Source organism: Verrucomicrobiia bacterium, assembly GCA_035577545.1.
Taxonomy (GTDB): domain Bacteria; phylum Verrucomicrobiota; class Verrucomicrobiia; order Palsa-1439; family Palsa-1439; genus Palsa-1439.
Genome location: DATLVI010000009.1, coordinates 1 through 21,124, shown reverse-complemented (window position 1 = coordinate 21,124; position 21,124 = coordinate 1). Strand labels below are relative to the sequence as shown.

Sequence of the window (21,124 nt, the reverse complement as noted above, 5' to 3'; positions counted from 1 at the left end):
TTCAACCAGTTTTAAAACAAACAACTCACCAAGGTGGTGTGCATCTCAACCACACATTTGTTTCAACCGCGATCCCTGCCGTAACTGCGCTTTCAACTTCCTGGTTAGACAACTCTAAAAACTTCCCAACCCCTCACCGCTCCCAAACTTAACCGGCGCCAAACCCACTTCAATTCATCGCCATCCAGAACTTCGAATCGACAGCACCACCGCAAAACTTTCCAGGTGAAAATCTCCCACCAGACCTTCTCCCCGCTAATTCAGTTGGGACGCCGGGTTGGCTGGACTGCCAGAATCCATTGCCGTTACCTGCTGCATGGTTTGCGCTTCGGCGTGGAAATCACCAAAAAGACAATTGACAACCGAATTATGCCATTGGATTGGCGGGACAGGGTCACCTGCACCCGACGCCGGCGAGCTCACCTTGCCGGCAAACTGACCGCTATGCATGGTGTTGTAGCACTCAATCAGCAACACGAATTGAGAGGGGTTGGGGCAGGACGTCAGGTTCGGCCAATAGGGATTCGTGGGGGTACCGTAAAAAGGGTTAGTGAACCCAGGCGACGGGGCAGTATCCGCATCCTTATAAGCCAAGCCCTTGCGATAGGTCCCAACGGGCATATTATAGGCGAGACTTGGAGGGTTCATGCGCGCCACTCTTGCCGGACACGCTCTCATGACACGTAACTTCTCCACAGCATTGCTACTTCCTATGTACTGCATCAGAGGGGTATTGTTGTCAGTAAAGTGCACACCGCCTGCGTCGTAGAACATCGTGCCGCCCCAATCGTCAGCATACATGTTTAAGGCCAGTCCCCACTGCTTCACATTAGAGATACAAGAGGCTTGGTAACCTTTCTGGCGCGCCTTGTTCAGCGCGGGTAGCAACATCGCCGCCAAGATGCCGATAATCGCAATGACCACCAGCAGTTCAATGAGGGTAAACGCGTTCTTTTTGGTTTGATTGGACTGCATATATCTCCAGTGCCTCCGTGTTTCAGATGACCTCATCCACATTCCGTCTTGGCTTGTTTTGCGACCCGTTTAGCGGCACGTTCTCATTCCAAACACAACGGGCCACGGCTATTTAACCTGCACCCTTTTCGCGGCGTTTGCAAGAATTTAAGGTTCGTTTTGCATGGATTTGAAGAGCTTGTTCGCTCAGTGAGCAGATATGCTAGGCTCCGAAGTGGGCGATTTTATTCAGATGCACACCCCTGCTCGGGAAGCGCATGTTGTGCTGCATCTACGGCCATGGTGGCGCTCCACAATCCCCCGCCAAACCGCAACTCCGGCGCGAATACTCCAAGCAGATGTTCTTGTCATTTGTTCTGGCTAACTCGATAGCATCTCCCATCTAATACACTACAATCGCTCCCGCTGCGCTATTCTCAGCATGTCCATTCGATCTCTTCTTCCAAGGAATAGTGTAGTTCGATCCGCAGTTAACTTGACCCGGCATTCTACGCCCCAGAAAGAGCACCTCATCAGCTCACCCTGAAGGCGAATGGTCAACAAAAGAACCTCAAATCGCGGGGGTGTGCGCCACCTTCCCATCTTTGGATGGTTGCGACAGAATTGCGCAGTCGATTTGCGAAAACATGCTAACGTTTCCAAACTTGTTCGCTTGCGTGTATACGGAGACCTTTCCCATACCGCGCTGGAAACGCGACCTAGCATCTTTCTTCACTGAAAGAATACGCTCCTGAAATTCAAGGGTTTCCGCTGCAAATCACTTGCAAACCTGGCAGAGCGAATGCATACTTTTAGGCACAAGAGCATACACTCCGACGGGGGTTTGTTCTGAAACGACGGGTGCAGAAAGCCTTGCAGGCATAACGTGGTCAGTGAGGCCGGACAAGAGATCAAAATCAAAGGGCGAGGTCTATGATGAATCAGCTATCAGGGGTCGGGCACACTTTTCGGAAACTTACCAAAAATCTTCTGGGCGGAGCGTTGCTTTTGGCACTGGGCTTGGCATTGGGTAGCAACACGGCACGGGCGACGAACGAAACCTGGATCGTGAACAGTGGGACTTTTGGCACTGCGGCGAACTGGGATACGGGTTTGGCACCGGTGGACGGCGACGTAACTTTTTTCACAAACGAGACGAGCATCACGGTAAGTCTCGGCGCCAACACACCCAACCTCCTGAGCACTGTCATCTCCAACCACACCGGCGTGGTTACGATCAATCCCAACGGATTGACGTATCGCGTCACAAATACCTTCCGTGTGGGCGTCGCAGATTCTATATCAACAGTTTTTATAACGGGCGGGACGCTCGCCGTTGCCGGCGTGACGGCTGTCACCGGCCAACTTCGTATCGGGGATTCTGTGACGAACGTTCCCGGTTTATTCTGTACTGGTACACTCGTTGTCACCAACGGAACGGTGGCGGCTGACGCGGGCATCGTCGGAGCAAGTAGCAATTCGGTCGGCACGCTGGTCATCACCGGCAATGGTGTGTACACGGACGGCGGCACAGGCAGCGGCAGTACCCTTACCATCGGCTCATCCAGCGGGTTGAATCGGTTGATCATCACGAATGGTGGCAGACTCTTCGTCGACGGCACGATTACGGTCGGTAACGGCATTGGCCTTACCAACAATTCCATGCTTCTCTCAGGTCCGACCAGCGGCGCAACGATAACCTCCGCGGGGGATCTCAAGTTCAGCGGAAATGGCGGCTCATTGATCATCTCCAACGGCGCCAAACTTTTCGAAACTGGCTCCTTTCTCTTCGGCGGCACTGCCAGCTTCAACACCGGAGTCGTCACTGGCGCCGGCTCGCAGTTGATCGCGCAAGGTAGTGTTCAGATCGGTCTGGGTGGCGCGGGTGCCACCAATAACCTCTTCACCGTTCAAGATGGCGCTTTTATCAGTTGCGGCGGCACATTTGCGTATGGGAACAATTCCAGCAACATCCACAATGGCTTCGTCATGGGCGGGACAGGTCTGACGAGCACCGGGTCGTTTGTCGTGGTGCGAAGTTCGTCAGTCAACACGAACCATCAAGACAACTTCATCATAGTCACGAACGCATTTATGTCCTGTAACTTCCTGAATCCGCAAGGACCGATAGAAACCATTTCCGTCAACGGCAAAGGGACTCTGGTAGTAACCAATAGCATCAGTCTCGGGGTTCCTGCCGGCAACTCCAACAGCATCAACGTGGCTGGCTCGATGGACATCTTGCGCGTTGACAACGGCACGCTCCTCAACCCTCTTACCTCCGACAATGTCGGTGGCGTCAACCTCGGCGGTACGGGTGGCAATAACCTGATCGTCACCAACGGCGGCGTGTTGCTGTCGGGTAACGGCACAATTGGCGCAAACAGTTCGCTGAATACGGGCATTGTGATCGGCGCCTCGTCGGTCTGGTCCAATTCCTCCTCGGTGGCCAACTACACCAATCACATCATTGTCGGTACGGGCACTGGGGGCACGAATTTCCTGGGCGTCTTTGACGGCGGCAAGCTCTACAACAACGGCACCTTCAGTATCGGCAACAACATAACCTCGGTGTTCAACACGGTGAAGTTTGGCGGCCCGGGCGCCGCGGCCATTGTCGTCAACACCGGTTCGCTCAACATCGGCGCCGCAAGTAACACCTTTGGCAATGTGCTGACCATCACCAACGCATCGGTGACCATCACTAATCTGAACGTCGGCAACAGTGCCGCAATAAGCAATTCTCTCGTGCTTAATGGCGGCGCACTTTCCGTCGGGTTTATGCGCGTTCGACCGACTAATACGGTGACCTTCTCCGGTGGTGTACTGAGTGCTGGTGGCGCCACCGTCGATAGCCACCCCGATATCCCCGGCACCTTTGCAGTCGGTGACGGCACGGCGGCCAGCGGGGCAGTCTACGAAATGGCGGCGGGCGGCACCGGCTATCACAATTTCAATAGCGGCGGCTTGACGGTGACCAATAACGCCACCCTACGCGGGGGTGGCACAGTCGCCGGCAATGTTACCAACCTTGGCATATTCTCTCCGGGAATCGGTGCCGCCGTCGGTACTGTCCTCTTCAGCAACAATCTCGTGTTTGGTTCCTCCGCGGTGCTCAACTATCACTTGGGCACGCTCCAGGACTCGGTAGGTGTGAGCAATAGTTTGACGCTGGCCGGCACGGTCAACGTCACCGGTGGCGCCGGATTCGGCGCGAATGTTTACACGCTGTTCACCTACTCCAATCTGGTGTCGAGTGCCCTGGCTGTGGGCACGTTGCCCGGCGGATTCTCCGCCACAGTTTCCAATGATCCGGCCACTACACGGATCTTGCTGGTCGTAACTGCCGGTGGCGGCGGCGATCCCTACAGCACCACGTGGGCGACGCATTATGGCCTGAGCGGTGGTAATGCGCTTGGCACGGCGGACCCGGATGGTGATGGCATGAATAATACGAACGAGTTCCTGGCAGGATTTAATCCGACCAGCAGCGGGGCGTATGTTCACATCACGAGCATCTCCAAGACCAATGGTGGTGCAGACATCCGCGTGGATTACCTGGGCGCGAGTGGCGACAGCACTTACACGGGTGGCCCCGCCTCCCGCACGAACGTACTGGAGTTCACCACCGGCACGGGTGGCAACTACAACAGCAATACCTTCGTAACCGCCAACGTGACCAACATCCTGAGTGGCGGCACCGGCCTTGGCACACTGACCAACATGGTGGATCCGGGCGGAGCGACCGGCGCAACGCGATACTACCGCGTCCGCGTCTTGGTGCCGTAGTCGGCCAGTATTGTAGCGGCGGTCTATGACCGCCGACGTTGCAGAGGCGCAGTTTGAAAGCAAGGGCGTCCCGCTGGATAGCGGGACGCCCTTCTGCTTTTTACATGCACCGTTACCGGTTGTAGAGGCGATCCTTTCAACCGCCGCGGACACGTCTGCGGCCGTCTGCAAACGCTTGCTCGCAAGATCGAGATTTGGATGAAACCCCTCACTCATTTAACCCTTTCGCATTACGATACTTGCCAGACCATTCAATGACGCAAGATGCTACTAAATAGGCGCGCGCGGTCGGCTGGTATGTCTTGCAAATGCACTGCAAATTTCATATTCTAGTAAAGTAGTTTATCGGCCCAATAGCGAGTTGGGCGAGAGTCCGATGGAGAACGTTGTAAGTGATTACAGCGTTTGCGATGTTAAAGGGTATAGCGAGTTCAAACACGGGAAAGGGTGAGGATCATGTCTAAAAGGTATTCATTTCTAGCGGTTACACTCATAGTCACGGCGACGTGCGCCTTGGCGCTGTCCAGTCATGCGACTACTACTACTCTGGTCAATGATACGTGGCAGGATGGTACCCGTACGGATCCGGCGTCGCCGACGTACGCGGAGAACAACGGCACATCAGCAACCGATGCTGATTCCGATGGCAACCTCGAGTCCGCTTGGTTTGCATCCAACAGCGCGAGCTTGACTGTCGCCGGCCCTGGCGATCTGCGAGGTGCCGTACCCACAACTTCCCTCTCGATGTATACGTATTTCACGCAGCCGACGACCCCGGTCACGTTGGCCAATATTGGGGATGAACTCAAGCTTACTTGGCAGTTCACCCCGAACGGCACAATCACAGTCAACACAAGCCAGGGTTTCTTGCTGGCTCTTGGTCTGACGCCAAACGGCTCACGAAACACTGCCGACGGTGGTATTCAAAGTGCCAATTACACGAATAGTTTTGCCATGTTCATGAACATGTCCTCAACCATGGGCAACGGCAATTCCTTCCAATTAAGGAAGTGGGGGCTTGCTGGCTCCGGCGCGTTCTTGGGTACATCCGGCAACTGGACGGCCCTTACGAATGGCGTTGCCAGTGGCACGACCGGTTATACTGTTGGTACCCAGTACACCTTCGTTTACGATCTGACGATGACTGCCGGTGGTTTGCAGGTTGTCAGCTCGATGTCGGGTGACAATATCGGTGGCACGGGATCCATCTCGGATACCTTTGTTGATCCTTCGATTACAAGTGTGTCCTACGATACGTTCGACATTCGTCCAGCCGGCAGCGCAACCGGCGCGTCGCAGATCGATACCAGCCTATTCAAGGTAGATCTCACTACAGTTCCCGAACCTTCCACGGTGATGTTGGTCGGCGCCGGCCTTGGCTTGATGCTCACCTTGGCACGCCGCCGTCGCAGCTAAACCGGCGAGTAAAACCTACGAATACCTCGAAGGGCGTCCCGTTGAAAAACGGGACGCCCTTTTGATTTGTTCAACAAAGGACGGGTGTCTGACGGTGGTTACTGGACGGTCTGCAATCGCGTGAGCCGGTTTCGAGCTTGTTCGTAATCGGGGCGAATCCTTAGCGCTTGCTCGTAGTGCCCAGCGGCTTCCCTCACCCTGCCCGTCTGTTCCAGGGCGACTCCGAGGTTGTAGTGCGCCTCAGCATAATGGGGCTTGATCCGCAAGGCCTGCTCCCAATGCCCCATCGCCTCCGGTAACCTGCCTTGCCGGGCCAGACCGAGGCCCAAATTGTAGTGCGCCTGCGCATAGTCAGGCTTGAACCGTAACGCCAGCTCCCACTCCGCCATTGCCTCCTCGGTTCTGCCCGTCTGCGATAAAACATTTCCCAGGTTGCAATGGGCATCGGCGTACTCGGGATTGAGCCGCAACGCCTGGTCGAACTGGTGGATCGCCTCGTTAAATCGGCCCGTTCGCTGCAAGGCGCATCCCAGGTTATTGTATGGCCAAGGAGCCGGATTCCTTGCCACGTTGTCCCGCCAGAGTGTTACATCGTCAGCATAGACATGCCCACGTCGCCAAGTGGCCGCACCCAACACCAACAGCACCGCCACGGAACCCACCCCCCCCCAATACAACCCATGCTCGCCCAAGCGACGGCAGATCCTCTCCCCGGCGGCAACCATGAAAGCGATAACTCCGATAATGGAGTAGTACTGCCAATGATCGGCGACGAATGCGTGCCGATAAAATGGTTGATAAAAAAAACCCAACACCGGGAAAAGCGTCACGACAAAGTATCCCAGTCCGAATAATAACGACCGTCCCCACGTTTGGCGTTTCCACCAAAACATCACGAGCCCACCAATCAGAATGATTCCTGGCATGTAGGAAATCCAATTGGAGGTATTGACCTGCCATTTGGGATATACCACCATTAGGTCAATCGGCAGCAACGCCTTGGATAGGTAAAACCACGGTACCCAGCCAGCAGTTGCCAGGCGAGTTGCGAAACCAGTTGCGTGGACTCCGAGCCCTTCCGTCGCACGGTGATACTCAAACCACACATTCACCAATCCCATGATGAGCGAAAGGGCAAAGAACGGTACACTGTAGAGAAAGTCTTTCACCCGCAAACGACCGTGCATCCACCACACACAACCCAGCAGGACGACGGGCAACATGACGATCGCCGTCTTGCTTAGCAAGGCCAGTAAAAACGCCGCCAACGATAGATTAAACCAACGCCAGCTACCTTCCTCATCGAAACGCAAATATGAAAGGATCGCCACGGCGTAGAAGAACATCGACATTGTGTTCTTCTGCTCGGTGATCCAGGCAACTGTAGCGACGTTCACCGGGTGCAGAGCAAAAACCAGTCCCGCCACCAAGGCTCCCGGAATTTTGAGATGTCGTAGGATAATCCACACCAGGATGGCATTGGCCGAGTGCAAAAGGACGTTGGCGACGTGGTACCCGATCGCGTGATCACCCCATAACCGCCACTCGGCCCACCATAAACTCCACGACAGTGGATAGTATTCCGTGGCTTCGGTCGTAAACCAGAACCGTTGCAACCCGTCGCTGACCTTGATCAAAGGGTCGTTGACGAGCAGCGCGTAGTCGTCAAAGACAAAGCCCCCCCGCATCGCGGGTATGTACGTGATGAGTGTCAGCAAAACAATTAGCGCACAGCCCCAGCCGTAGGATCTCCACGCGTTCTTCATAAGCTTCCCAAGCATCTACTGCACCGTATGTAGTCGTACCAGCGCATTCCGTGCCTCGGTATAATCAGGGTTGAGCCGTAATGCCTCGCCATACTGCTGGATCGCTGCCGGCATCCGGCCCAGCCGAGCCAGGACATTTCCGAGATCGTAATGCACTGCGGCCAGGTCGGGCCTGACTCGCAGCGCCTGCTCGTAATGCGCAACCGCGTCCTCCAGCTTGCCAGCTTGCTCCAGAGCAACCCCGAGATTAGCGTGCGCCTCGGCGTAATCCGGATCGATGCGTAAGGCTTCCTCCCACTGCTCCATCGCCTCTGTCATGCGATCCAGTCGTACGAGTGCGGTTCCTAAATTGTAATGGGCGTCGGCGTAATCGGGGTCCGTTTGCAACGCCTGTTCGTAATGTCTGATTGCCTCCTCGTACTTACCTTCACGCTGTAAGAAGACCCCCAGACGACAGTGCGCGTCGGCCATATCGGGCTTGAGCTGCAGCGCCAGATTGAATTCATCAGTGGCCTCTTGAATCTCGCCGGCTTGCGTCAGCGCGATCCCCAGGTTCCTGTGCGTTTCGGCGGACGGTGCAACTTCTACGGCGTGTTGCGCATGTACGAGCGCTTCGGGAATCCGATTCTCATTCAACAACGCCTGCGCCAGCATCTCATTGGCCAAATCGGAATTCGGGAACTGCGCCAGCACACCGCGCCACAGCGTCTCGTCATTGCGCCAGACCAGTGTCTGCGCCCGCGTGCGCATTCCAAAGAAAAATAGTTCACCCACCAACAAACAAACCAGCCCGCATCGCCCAATCATCGGACTGCGCCTCCACAACCACACCACCGCACCGCCCGCCAAGACGAGCAAGGGCAGCATGGCCAGGTAAGCGTACCGGTCCGCCACGGCCTGTCCACCCGTCGGCGTCAACCCCGACACCGGCAGTACGAACAGCACATACGTCCCCCACCCTGCCATCAGCGCCGGTGCGCGGCGTCCGCGCCAAATGCACAACGCCGTGATGACCGTCACACCCAGCACCGACGCGAAGGCGAATGGTTGGAACATTGAAATGTTCACTGGCCGCGGATAGTAAGGCGACAGCTGTGTCGGCCAGGCCAGTTTGCATGGGTAGAACACCAGGCTCTGTGCCATCAGGAGCATGCGTTGCGACGGCCGGATCGTCTCCAGGGGCACGAGCAGGCCGCCGGTACGAGATTCTGTGATGATCGTCGTCACCGCTGCCGCCACGCCTACCGCGATCAGGCCCGCGTTCCGTCGCAACAACCGTCCCCATTTCGGTTCCCCGTCCCGTCGCGCCAAAAGGTAATCTAGCGCCAGCATCGCGAAAGGTAACGACACGGCCAGCGGTTTGCAGAGTAACGCCGCAATGAACATCGCCCAGACCAACCAACGTCGCGTACCGGCGACGTATGCCCAGAGACTGCCGATCCCGAATGTCGTGCACAATAGCTGCGTCCGCCCTGACATCCACGCAACCGATTCAACCTGCAGCGGATGAATCGCGAACACCACTGCCACACCGATTGCCAGCGCCAACCGCTCGCGCATCGTCAGCGAGCCCGCCACGACGCCGAGTATTGTCCTGAGAAAACCGAACACGATCGCGGCATTGAGCGCATGGTTCACGACGCTGGTTGCGTGGTGTCCCTGCGCGTTCGTTCCCCAGAGCTGATAGTCGAGGACATGCGAGAGGCGCGGCAGTGGTTGATAATACGGCTCCGTGCTCGTAAACGCCCAGCGGACCGCGCCCCAGCTCAACCCCTGCCAACGCACAGACTGTCGCAGGTATTCGTCATCGTCCATCCGCGTCAGGAACCCGCCGTTCACGGACGGCCAATGCAGCCAGAGCGCGCTCGCAAATATTGCCAAGGCCACTCCCAAAAGCGCGGCGCGGGTCACCTTCATCGGCCCGGAAGCGTAGCGCAACTTACCAGCTGTGACCATCCGATACTTGCGCCCTGTGCCCGAAAATGGGAAACTGGCCGGATGCATTTTGCGTCCCGCTGCTTGATAACAGCCATCCTCGCCGCTGCATCGATGCCGGTTGTCGAAACCCAGGGCAGTGAATCCGTCTCCACGAACAGGGCTTCGCCCACTGTGACGATCCCGAGTGAGATCACCCAGAAAGCGGTGCTGACAACCATGAAACGGGTTGCCGACTGGCAACTGGCCAACCCAAGTGCGCATCGCGCGACGGACTGGACACAGGGCGCATACTACGCCGGCATGATGGCGCTGGCGTCGGTCTCCACCAACGATTCCCGGTATCACGACGCAATGATGGAGATGGGACGGAAAAACGATTGGAGGCCCTCTACCAATCTTGTCTACCACGCGGACAATCACTGTGTGTTGCAGACGTATCTCGAACTCTTCCTGCAACATCACGATTTCCAGATGCTCGAGCCGGCCAAACAACGTTGTGACCAAATCATGGCAGCACCGCCCCCGGATGAAAACGATTTGGATTTTACCAAGCCCCACGCACAGGAAAAGTGGGTTTGGTGCGACGCGCTGTTCATGTCACCACCCATGTGGGCGCGGCTTTCCGCAGCCACCGGAGACAGGAAATACATGGATTTTATGAATGATCGCTGGTGGCGGACCTCCGACCATCTCTACGACAACCAGGAACATCTCTATTACCGCGACGATCGTTTCCTGACGAAACGCGAAGCCAATGGCAAAAAGATCTTCTGGTCGCGGGGAAATGGCTGGGTGATGGGCGGGCTGGTGCGCGTGCTGCAATACATGCCCGCCGATTATTCCGGCCGCCAGCGATATGTTGCCCAGCTCAGGGAAATGGCGGCGCGCCTCGTGGATCTCCAAGGTGAAGACGGCCTCTGGCGCGCAAGCCTCCTGGACCCAGGCAGTTTTCCCGCACCGGAGAGCAGCGGGAGCGGCTTCATTCTGTACGCGCTGGCCTGGGGAGTGAACCAAAAACTGTTGACTCGAGCGGACTACGAACCGGCAATCCGCAAAGCCTGGCAAGGGCTCGTGCGCTGCGTCGATGCCAGCGGTCGACTTGGATTTGTACAACCAATCGGAGCCAACGCGGCGTCATTAAGCGCAACCAATACCGAAGTGTATGGCGTCGGTGCGTTCTTGCTGGCCGGCAGCGAGGTTTACCATTTCGCCTGGCCACCCGGCCCCGAACCGCCCCTGAACATCGCCACACCAACGCCGGTCCCCTGAGCCTCGTATTGCGATGGGAACACGAACCTGATAGCCTCGTGAGTCTTAAAAAAGGACTGCCATGCAAACCAGAACTGTTGCCGATGCGACGCGGATGATGCGGATGACGACCGCCGAACTGCGCGCCAACTACCTCGTTGAGAATCTGTTTCAACCGGGAACGGTGCAACTGGTCTACACCGACGTGGACCGGGCGATTGTCGGCGGGATTGTCCCTACGACGCAAAAGCTCGCGCTTGAAGCCTCCAAGGAATTGGCGGCGACCTACTTTACCGAGCGGCGCGAGATTGGCGTGCTCAACCTCGGCGGCAAGGGCACAATCACCGTCGATGGCAAAGAATTCGCGCTGCCGAAGCGTTCCTGCCTGTATATCGGACGCGGAAGCCAGAAGATTGATTTCAGCAGCGCGGATCCGAAGGACTCGGCCTGGTTTTACCTCATCAGTTACCCGGCGCACACGTCTCACCCGACGCGGCTGGCAACCGAAGCCGACGCGGAACCCGTGGAACTTGGCTCACAACGGGATGCCAACCAACGGACGATCCTCAAATACATTCACACCAAGGGAATCACGAGTTGTCAGTTGGTGATGGGTTTCACGATTCTCAAGGAAGGCAGCATCTGGAACACGATGCCGCCGCATACACACGCCCGGCGGTCGGAAGTTTACTTGTACATTGACGTCGCCCCGGACGCCGCCGTATTTCATTGCATGGGCACCGCACAGGAAACGCGTCACCTGGTGGTGCACAATGGCGAGGCCGTGCTATCGCCGCCGTGGTCCATCCACTGCGGCGCGGGAACGCGAAACTACGGCTTTGTGTGGGCCATGGGCGGGGAGAACCAGGAGTTCACCGACATGGACCAGATCGCCGTGAAGGATTTGCGATGATCCCGGACCCCTTCCGACTCGACGGGCAGACCGCGCTGGTGACCGGCTGCCGTCGTGGCATCGGTCTGGCCTTTGCAGAAGCGCTAGCTGCTGCCGGGGCCGACATCATTGGCGTGAGTGCGTCGCTCAAGGATAGCGGCGAAGAAGTCGCGCAATGCGTGACCGCGTTGGGACGCAAATTCTCCGCGTACAGTTGCGACTTTGGCGATCGAGAGTCGCTCTACGAATTCGTCCGCCGAGTTATCGTCGAGAATGCGCCGATTGACATTCTGGTCAACAATGCCGGCACGATTCGCCGCGCGCCGGCGGCCCAGCATTCCGACGAAGATTGGGACAAGGTAATTGAAGTGAATCTTTCCGCCCAATTCATCCTCGCCCGGGAACTGGGCAAGCCAATGCTCGCGCGCGGACGCGGGAAAATCATTTTCACCGCCTCGTTATTGTCGTTTCAGGGTGGCATCACCATCCCCGGCTACGCCGCGAGCAAGGGTGGGATCTCGCAATTGACAATGGCACTGTCCAACGAATGGGCTGGCAAGGGCGTGAACGTCAACGCGATTGCGCCGGGTTACATCGAAACCGACAACACTGCGGCCCTCCAGGCCGACCCTGTGCGATCAAAGGCGATCCTCGATCGGATTCCCGTTGGGCGCTGGGGGCGTCCCGAAGACTTGCAGGGTGCAGTGGTTTTTCTGGCGTCCCGCGCCTCAGACTATGTCAACGGGACGATCCTCACGGTGGACGGCGGTTGGATGGGGCGTTAGGGCGGCTCATGCTGCGACGCGCCGCAGGTTCTCGTCGAGCGGTGTCATCTTCGGCATCAGCACGTGCGCCACTCCCAGCAGGATGAGATAACACGAGCCGGCGACCAAAAAGGCGAAGAAATAACCGGAAGGACCGCTCGACGTAAGCACCTTGCCCAAGCTGCGATCCGCCACGATGCCCGCCACAGCCCCCACCATGCCGCCAATACCGGTGACGGATGCCGTGGCCTTTTTTGGGAATACATCCGAGACAAGAGTAAACACGTTGGCCGACCACGCCTGGTGACCAGCCGCAGCAAGGGCGATCAGCAGAACGGAAATCCAATAAAAATTATCCGAACGGGCGCTCTTCATTAGCGCGGGCTCCATGCTCTTATACTGTTCCTTGCCGAGAACGCCGGCCACGGCAGCAAAGAACTCCTTCGCCGAGTTAAAGCTCTTCCCATCCAGCGTGTGCAAGGCCGCAACGGCCGTCACCGGCACAGTTTCCGTGGTCTTCTCCTTCCTTGTCTTACCATCCACAACAGTGATCTGTTCCACGGTGTAAGGGGTGTTCTGCAATCGCTCAAAAAAGCGCGCATTGATATCAAACCGTGTGCCTATCTGCGTCACAAACATCACCGGCAGGATGAACAGCGCGCAGATAAAGAGCGTCGTCTTACGTGCCCGGTTCACTGGCCAGCCCTTCTTGATGAAAAAGGACGACATCCACCCGCCCGCGACACTTCCGCCATCCGCAATGACGTAAATGGTAATCATCGGGCCGGCGAGACCACTCAGGCTCAACCCGAACCTGTCATAAAGAAACTTCCCTCCCCAAAACAGGTAAAACCACCACACGGCATCCGTCATTTTGACGGCGGCGAATGCCCACGTTTCCCGGAGAGGAATGACCTTCAACCACGACACTTTGCCGGTGGAAGTTTCGGCGACCGAATCGCTGTTGATGTAAGCCAGTTCCTCTTTGGACAAATCCGGATGTACTTCCGGGCGTTTGTAAAACTTCAGCCAAAGCACGACCCACACCGCGCTGAACACACCGGTGGTGAGAAAGGCAAATTGCCAGTTGGTGCCGTCCGGCAGTACCACCAACGGAATCACCAACGGCGCAAGAATCGCACCGACATTGGAACCGGCATTAAAAATACCCGTGGCGAAGGCGCGTTCCTTCTTGGGAAACCATTCACCGACAGTCTTGATGGCCGCAGGGAAATTACCCGACTCACCAAAGCCGAGACCAAATCGGGCCAGGCAGAATCCGACAAAACCAAAGGCCGGGCGAACCGCCGCGTGCAACATCCCGAAGATGCTCCAAATGGCAATCGAAAGCGTGTACCCGATCCGGGTGCCAAGTTTGTCGATGATCGCACCCATGACCAACATACCGATCGCATAAGCGATTTTGAAAGCAATATTGATGCTGGCGTAGTCATTGTCCGACCAGTTGAAAACCTTGTATTGCAGCGTCGGACCCAGCACACCGAGGACACTGCGATCCATGTAGTTAATGGTCGTCGCAGCGAACAACAGCGCACAGATGGTCCAGCGATAACGCCCCACGGGCTTCTGACTGCGTGATCCGGCGGTTCTTTGGGCTTCTGAGGCAATCATGGGCTTTTAAGGCTTGTTGGTGATCGCTGTATGACCGAGCCGCGATTGACAGGATAGGGATTGCCGCCAGCACGGTCAAGGTGGATTCCGTCAAGCGCCGCGCACAATCCGTCAACAAGCGAAGATGCTTGGTCGCGCGAACTATGACTGGACGGACTTCGGGCTCTTGCCAACAAAATGCTTGAACGCCCGGCTGAAATCGTTCGGGTGCTTGTAGCCCAGCGCGTAGGCGATTTCCTTCACCGAGAAGCGGTTCGACTCCAACAGCTCTTGCGCCCGAGCCATCTTCATTCGTTGATGATACGTCGCGGGCGATTCCCCATGATGAGTTTGAAACATCCGGGCGAGCGTGGCGGGGGAAATCTGCAGATACTCACAGAGAGCCCGGACCGGGTTCCGCTCCGCCAGGTTCTGGGCCATCCAGCGAACGGCCAGCTCCATCCGGACGGATGGTTCAGGGGGCTGCGTCTTGGGACGGATGAGCCGGGCAACGGTGACATCAATCGCGATGTGCAACTGTTCGATCGCCAGCTTCGTCAGTTCGTCGGGCCGCTCCACCTCCTGACGACACAACGTGTGGAGTTGCTCCAGCTTGTGCTGCAATCGCGGGTCGATTGTCCACTGTTGATAGGTGCCTGGCGCCGCGACGCACTCCGTACATCGGGGACCGCTACGCCAGATCCAGACGAGCAGGTCACACACCGCATCAGGTCGATCCGTCCAACCGCTGGCACAATCGGGATCAATCACCAGGAAGTCACCCGGATTCAAGACCCTTTCTTCCTGCTCCAGTATCAGGGTTGGGCTGCCCCGGCTGACGAGCACGTAATGCCAGCCCGGATGCCGTGACATGGGGATTGGGTTGCGCCCGTAAACACGATGCCCCCAAGCCAGGTAGAGTAGGTCCAACTGCGCACTTTCCGCGCACACCCAGCGCGGGCGGCCCGGCGGGGGCAAATGTAACGCATTCGGCAGCGTGCTCATGGATTCAGCCATCTAGTCTCCACAAAAATGCTCCAAAATACTACCAGAAACCTGTTGGCGAGGAAAGCACCGCGTTGTAAGATATCAACCATTGTCGGTACTCTTTAATTGACTGCCATTTACGATGAACACAGCATTACCTGTTCCACTGGGTCTTAAGAAGTCATTCGGTTTCGGTGATCGGTTAGGATTGGCAACGCCCGGGCATTTCGCAGCCGCCCGTAAATTTGATTTCGCCCCGATTTTTGCGCAGCAATCCATCCGTGAGATGGAACGCACCCGGCGGAAGCCGGAGGATGTGATTAAGGCAGCAACCGAAGCGCTTCACGAGCTCGGCAGCAATAGCGCGTGGGGCGCGGACGCCGACCATCTGAAATTGCCGGAGCACGTCGATCGCACCGCAGCTGCGGGCTTCTGTTTCTTCACGATCGACCCTTCTGCCCATGTCGGCAAAGGTGCGCTGACTTCCGAGTTGGAGAGCTTATATCTGGGTCGCAAGTTCGAGGTCCCTGCCTTGGGGATGCTGCAATTCGACCGCCGTACATTGCAGGGTGCCGCTGTCAAATACGGCGGCTCACTGGAACACGTCGGCGTCATGGGCCGTCACATCGCCAAAGTCATGGATTCGCGCCCGTTTGAGATCGAGGTAAGCGTGGATGAAACGGATGAACCGACCAGCGCGCTGGAACATCTCTTTATCGGACTGGAACTTCGAAGGCACAAAGTCCCCAATGTTGTCAGCGTTGCACCGCGGTTCATCGGAGATTTTGAAAAGGGCATCGACTACAAGGGCGATCTGAAGAAATTCGAGGCTTCCCTGCGCGATCACGTCGCCATCGCGAAGCATTGCGGCCCTTACAAAATCAGCGTTCACAGTGGCTCGGACAAGTTCGCGGCCTACCCCATCGTCGGGCGCGTGTGCGGCGAGTTGCTCCACGTAAAAACAGCCGGCACAAGCTATCTCGAAGCCCTGCGCGTCGTGGCCCGAACCGTGCCACAATTGTTTGCCGAAATTGTCGAGTTTTGCCGCAGCCGTTTCGCGACCGACCGTCGCAGCTATCATATCTCGACGTCCGACGCACAAGTCACGGCACTGCCGAAATTCAGCGGACCGAAAGAGGAAGCCGTGTTCCTGGATGAGGTACCAGGCAGGCAATTGCTACATGTTACCTTCGGTTCCGTTCTGACCGACCCGAATTTGAAACCACGGATTATCGAAGAGCTGCAGCGTCACGCGGCCCTACATGAGGAGTTGCTCGATCGTCACCTCACGAAACACCTCGCGCTGCTGACCAAGGGCTGAGACCATGTCCCCGTTCATCACCGAGGATTTTCTCCTTCAAAACGAAGTGGCCCGCGAGTTGTATCATGAGCATGCACAACACGAGCCGATCTTCGATTATCACTGCCATTTGCCGCCCGACCAGCTCGCGGAAAACAAGACGTTCCAGAACCTTTATGAAATCTGGCTGGCGGGCGACCACTACAAGTGGCGCGCCATGCGTTCCAATGGCGTCCCGGAGAAATACTGCACGGGCGACGCGAGCGATTGGGAGAAATTCCTCGCCTATGCCCGCACCGTTCCCCACACACTGCGCAACCCGCTTTACCACTGGACGCATCTTGAACTGAAACGGTTTTTCGGCATCCACACATTGCTCAACGAAACGACCGCCAAGGAAATCTGGGATGAAGCAAACGCAAAGCTCGCTTCCCTCCCGGTTCACAGGATTCTCGAGTCAAACCGCGTCGCCGTGGTCTGCACGACGGACGATCCAACTGATTCACTGGAACAACACCGCCAGATTCGGAAGTCCGGCCATCTGACCGCCAACGTGTATCCAGCGTTTCGCCCCGACAAGGCACTGGCGGTCGATCAGCCCGCGTCCTGGAACGCCTGGATGGACAAGCTCGGCGATTGCAGCGACCTGTCCGGCTTTTTCGCGGCCTTGCAAAAACGGCTCGATTTCTTCCATGAGAACGGCTGCCGTTTGTCCGATCATGGGTTAAACCATGCCTACGCGGATGATTGCACCGAGGCCGCAGCCGCGGAAATCTTCGCCAAAGCCCGCGCGGGCAAAACAGTGTCCCCTTCCGAAGCCGATCAATTCCGTAGCGTTGTGATGCTCTGGCTGGGGGAGCAGTACCATGCGCGCGGCTGGGTCATGCAACTCCACCTTGGAGCGCTGCGCAACAGTAACACGCGCATGATGCGCACGCTGGGTGCTGACACCGGCTTTGACTCGATTGGTGACTGGCTCCAGGCTGCGCCACTGGCCCGCTATCTCGACAAACTCGATCAAAGTAACCGGCTGCCAAAAACGATCCTCTACAACCTGAACCCCACCGACAATTACGCGTTCGCCACGATGCTTGGCAATTTCCAGGACGGCAGTGTGCCCGGCAAACTCCAATTCGGCAGCAGTTGGTGGTTCCTCGACCAGAAGGAAGGCATTGAGTGGCAGCTCAACGCCCTGTCCAATCTCGGTCTGCTCAACCGTTTTGTCGGCATGATCACCGACTCACGCAGTTTCCTCAGTTACAGCCGGCATGAGTATTTCCGCCGCGTCCTGTGCAATCTCGTCGGCCGCGACGTGATGAACGGCGAACTCCCCCGCGACATCAAACTGCTTGGCGGCCTGGTGCGCGACATCTGCTATTACAACGCTAGGAATTACTTCCCGTTGACCCCCGGGAAAGTCTAGCCTGGCGCGTCCGGGGATTGCGTTTGCAAACCACCACGCGGTTCGTTACGGTTGTGCCCACACAATGATTGGCACGACTTTCGCCAACTACACCGTCCTTGAAAAGATCAACCGCGGTGGTATGGCCGACATTTATCTGGTCACGGACAACCTCAACCAGCGCCTGGTGTTGCGGGTTCTGTTGCCCGAGTTTCGGTTCACGTGGAGCCGCAAGCGCCAGTTCAAATGGGGCTGCAAGGTCATGCAACAGCTCGATCACCCGAACATCGTGCATTACTACGGCCATGGACGTTTTCGCGGCCTCTGGTATGCGATCCTCGAATGGGTCGACGGCCCGAATCTGAAGGAAGCGATCCTGCGCAACGATGCCAATCTCCGCGCCAATCAGCTCAAGGTGCTCACCAGCATGGCGGCTGGGCTCGCGCATGTTCACGAACGTGGCTTTCTCCACCTCGATTTCAAACCCGAGAACATTCTCGTCACGAAAACGTACGACGCGAAACTCGTCGACTTCGATCTGGCAATCCCCCGCCCCTCGAAACCCAAGAAGGCTTCCATCCTTTCCGGCACTCCGTTGTATCTCGCGCCGGAGCAACTGGCGCGCGAGCCTGTCGACGAGCGCGCGGATATTTTCTCGTTCGGTGTCACCGCCTACGAAATGCTCACGGGCAAGAAACCGATCGCCGGTAACACGCGTGATGAGATCCTGAAGAAGTATGTCGACTTCAACGCGCACTTGCGCCCGCCGCGCACGTTGGTTCCCGACATCCCTCACGCCATCGAACGCGTGATCCTCAAATGTCTTGAAAAGGAGCCGGATCGTCGCTACCCTGCCATGAGTTTGGTGGTTCGCGACTTGCAGACATGAAATCTTGGCTCAGTCTGGTCGTGCTGACGTTCTGGCTGGCGGGTTGTGACCGACTTCCGAGTTCGTCAACTCCCTCATCCGCAACCACGCCCGAAAGCCGCGCTACGAACTCCACGACCGTAGCGCCGACCATTTCCGTGAGCGGCCGGCCACCCGCGCCCGCGGAATCCAATGCCGAGCAATACCAGCAGGCGCTCACTCTGGAGAATGACGGTAAACTGGCCGAAGCCCGTGCGCTGTTACAACCCTTGGGCGACGGCGGCGATGCTTCGGACAAAGTGCTGGATTTGCTTGGCGCGATCGATATGAAAATCCTCTTTACGGCCGCGTCCGCACCCGAGAAGGTCGACTACACAATCGCGGCGGGCGATTCTCTCGGCAAGCTGGCGCAGAAGTTCGGTACCACGATCGACTTGATCAAAAAGTCCAACAACCTGACGCGTGACGTGATCCGGATTGGCGACCGACTGCGTATTTATCAGGGCCATTTTGCGGTCACCGTTAGCAAAGCGACGAATGAATTGCGACTGACCGACAATGGCAGGTTCTTCAAGCGTTACCATGTTGGCACCGGCGAGTACAGCAAGACGCCGGTGGGTGACTTCAAGATCACTACCCGCCTGGCCAACCCGCCCTGGTGGCGCGCTGACGGAAAAACCATTCCTTTTGGAGACCCCGAGAACATCCTCGGGACTCACTGGCTTGGGTTGAACGTCCCCGGGTACGGCATCCATGGTACGTGGGACACCAATTCCATAGGCAAACAAGCCACCGCAGGCTGCATTCGCCTGCTGAACGATGACGTCGCCGAATTGTATACGATCTTGCCGGTCGGAAGCCCCGTCGGCATTCACGACTGATCTTAAACGAGGCTACTCATGAAAATTTACACGCTGGAATTCGAAAAGCCGATCACCGAGCTGGAGCAAACGCTCGAAGCCCTTCGCAAACAGGCGAACGAACAAAAAATCGATCTCTCCACCCAGATTCAGTCCATTGAGGAGAAGCTGGAGGTCACGAAGAAGGAGATCTTTACCAGCCTCACGCCCTGGCAACGCGTCCAGCTCGCCCGCCATCCGAAACGACCGTATATGTTGGATTATTTGCAGCGCATCGCCACGGAGTTTATCGAATTGCACGGGGACCGTCGCTTTGCCGACGATCATGCGATCATCGGATGCCTCGCAACGATCGGCGATCGCCGCGTGATGGCCATCGGACAACAGAAGGGCCGTGACACCAAGGAGAACTTGATGCGCAATTTTGGCAGCCCCCATCCCGAGGGCTACCGCAAGGCGCTGCGCCTGATGCAGCTCGCCGAAAAATTTGAGGTCCCCGTGGTCTGCTTCATCGACACACCGGGCGCCTACCCCGGTGTTGGCGCCGAGGAGCGCCATATCGCGGAGGCAATTGCCGTCAACTTGCGGGAAATGATGGTGCTCAAGACGCCGTCGATCGCCGTGGTCATTGGTGAAGGTGGTTCGGGTGGTGCGCTCGGCATCGGTGTGTGCGACCGCGTGCTCATTCTCGAAAACGCCTACTATTCCGTGATCTCGCCGGAGGGCTGCGCTGCGATTCTCTGGAAGGACCGCGCCAACGCCGCGCAGGCAGCAGCCGCTCTCAAGATTACCGCAAAGGATTTGCTCGAACTCGACGTCGTGGACGAGGTTATTCCCGAACCGCTCGGCGGCGCACACAGGGATTATGACGAAACTGCGGCGACACTTAAGAAGGCGATCCTCAAAAACCTTGATAAGCTCTGGGATATGAAAACGTCGGAGTTGCTGGAGGCCAGATACAAGAAATACCGCAAAATGGGGGTCTTCATGCGCGCGGAACCAAAGAAGCGCGGGCGCACACGGAAACCGGCGGCAGCGGTTTCCCCGTCACCGAGCGCGATGTGAAGTGGTCCGCGCTCCCTTGGGGGCCAGATTTTTTCTGCTTTCCAAATCGGTTCGGCCTGTGATAAAGCAATGCCAGTCTGGGTGGTGGGTAGGGTCTCAACAACTAGCGTTCACCAAACGGCAGGTAAAAATGAAACAATGGCTCTGCGCGGTAGGATTGGCATTATCTCTCGGTTGCGCGACAGCGGTTGTCCGCCCGTACGTCGGCGATCAACAGGCCTGGCCCACAGCCAGTGGCGGTATCGTAAATACCAAGTACGGCCT

Annotated in this window: 15 protein-coding genes; 10 read left to right on the top strand and 5 right to left on the bottom strand. The window is 57.2% G+C overall.

The features are described from left to right. Nucleotides 1-255: 255 nt before the first annotated feature. On the bottom strand, nucleotides 256-975 hold the full coding sequence (locus VNL17_02495) for a prepilin-type N-terminal cleavage/methylation domain-containing protein (protein ID HXI82943.1): 720 nt from the start codon (nucleotides 973-975) through the stop codon (nucleotides 256-258). A 912-nt stretch (nucleotides 976-1,887) separates the two neighbouring features. Here VNL17_02495 and VNL17_02490 point away from each other — a divergent pair. Both VNL17_02490 and VNL17_02485 read left to right on the top strand, forming a co-directional pair. Next, a complete protein-coding gene (locus VNL17_02490) occupies nucleotides 1,888-4,743 on the top strand; it encodes a hypothetical protein (GenBank protein HXI82942.1) in 2,856 nt (951 codons plus the stop codon). A 456-nt stretch (nucleotides 4,744-5,199) separates the two neighbouring features. Continuing rightward, nucleotides 5,200-6,159, top strand: coding sequence for a PEP-CTERM sorting domain-containing protein (locus VNL17_02485; GenBank protein HXI82941.1), 960 nt, complete (start codon nucleotides 5,200-5,202; stop codon nucleotides 6,157-6,159). Nucleotides 6,160-6,257: 98 nt separating this feature from the next. Here the strand turns inward: VNL17_02485 and VNL17_02480 are convergent, their stop codons facing one another. Beyond that, on the bottom strand, nucleotides 6,258-7,940 hold the full coding sequence (locus VNL17_02480) for a tetratricopeptide repeat protein (protein HXI82940.1): 1,683 nt from the start codon (nucleotides 7,938-7,940) through the stop codon (nucleotides 6,258-6,260). Then, the gene (locus VNL17_02475; GenBank protein HXI82939.1) at nucleotides 7,941-9,929 is read right to left on the bottom strand and encodes a tetratricopeptide repeat protein; all 1,989 of its coding nucleotides are present in this window, start codon (nucleotides 9,927-9,929) and stop codon (nucleotides 7,941-7,943) included. A 45-nt stretch (nucleotides 9,930-9,974) separates the two neighbouring features. Here VNL17_02475 and VNL17_02470 point away from each other — a divergent pair, with 45 nt between their 5' ends. The 3 genes from VNL17_02470 to VNL17_02460 all read left to right on the top strand — a co-directional run bounded on the left by VNL17_02470 (nucleotide 9,975) and on the right by VNL17_02460 (nucleotide 12,788). Further along, a complete protein-coding gene (locus tag VNL17_02470; GenBank protein ID HXI82938.1) occupies nucleotides 9,975-11,132 on the top strand; it encodes a glycoside hydrolase family 88 protein in 1,158 nt (385 codons plus the stop codon). A gap of 61 nt (nucleotides 11,133-11,193) precedes the next feature. After that, a complete protein-coding gene (kduI, locus tag VNL17_02465) occupies nucleotides 11,194-12,024 on the top strand; it encodes a 5-dehydro-4-deoxy-D-glucuronate isomerase (protein HXI82937.1) in 831 nt (276 codons plus the stop codon). Continuing rightward, nucleotides 12,021-12,788, top strand: coding sequence for an SDR family oxidoreductase (locus VNL17_02460; protein ID HXI82936.1), 768 nt, complete (start codon nucleotides 12,021-12,023; stop codon nucleotides 12,786-12,788). The genes kduI and VNL17_02460 overlap by 4 nt, the downstream gene beginning before the upstream one ends. 6 nt (nucleotides 12,789-12,794) lie before the next feature. Here VNL17_02460 and VNL17_02455 read toward each other — a convergent pair whose 3' ends face one another. Together VNL17_02455 and VNL17_02450 are read right to left on the bottom strand one after the other, a co-directional pair. Then, the gene (locus tag VNL17_02455; GenBank protein HXI82935.1) at nucleotides 12,795-14,399 is read right to left on the bottom strand and encodes an MFS transporter; all 1,605 of its coding nucleotides are present in this window, start codon (nucleotides 14,397-14,399) and stop codon (nucleotides 12,795-12,797) included. Nucleotides 14,400-14,540: 141 nt separating this feature from the next. After that, nucleotides 14,541-15,395 carry an AraC family transcriptional regulator gene (locus VNL17_02450; GenBank protein ID HXI82934.1) on the bottom strand — a complete coding sequence of 285 codons (855 nt, stop codon included), beginning with the start codon at nucleotides 15,393-15,395 and terminating at the stop codon, nucleotides 14,541-14,543. 112 nt (nucleotides 15,396-15,507) lie between these two features. Between VNL17_02450 and VNL17_02445 the strand changes: the two genes are divergently transcribed. From VNL17_02445 to VNL17_02425, 5 genes are all read left to right on the top strand, one after another. Further along, entirely contained in the window at nucleotides 15,508-16,686 is a 1,179-nt protein-coding gene (locus VNL17_02445) for a tagaturonate epimerase family protein (protein ID HXI82933.1), read from the top strand. A 4-nt stretch (nucleotides 16,687-16,690) separates the two neighbouring features. Further along, entirely contained in the window at nucleotides 16,691-18,088 is a 1,398-nt protein-coding gene (gene uxaC, locus VNL17_02440) for a glucuronate isomerase (protein ID HXI82932.1), read from the top strand. Nucleotides 18,089-18,152: 64 nt separating this feature from the next. Beyond that, nucleotides 18,153-18,956 (top strand): serine/threonine-protein kinase, encoded by an 804-nt coding sequence (locus VNL17_02435; protein ID HXI82931.1) that lies wholly within the window; start codon nucleotides 18,153-18,155, stop codon nucleotides 18,954-18,956. Then, entirely contained in the window at nucleotides 18,953-19,816 is an 864-nt protein-coding gene (locus tag VNL17_02430) for a L,D-transpeptidase family protein (protein ID HXI82930.1), read from the top strand. The genes VNL17_02435 and VNL17_02430 overlap by 4 nt, the downstream gene beginning before the upstream one ends. An 18-nt stretch (nucleotides 19,817-19,834) precedes the next feature. Continuing rightward, entirely contained in the window at nucleotides 19,835-20,860 is a 1,026-nt protein-coding gene (locus tag VNL17_02425) for an acetyl-CoA carboxylase carboxyltransferase subunit alpha (GenBank protein ID HXI82929.1), read from the top strand. Nucleotides 20,861-21,124: the final 264 nt, after the last annotated feature.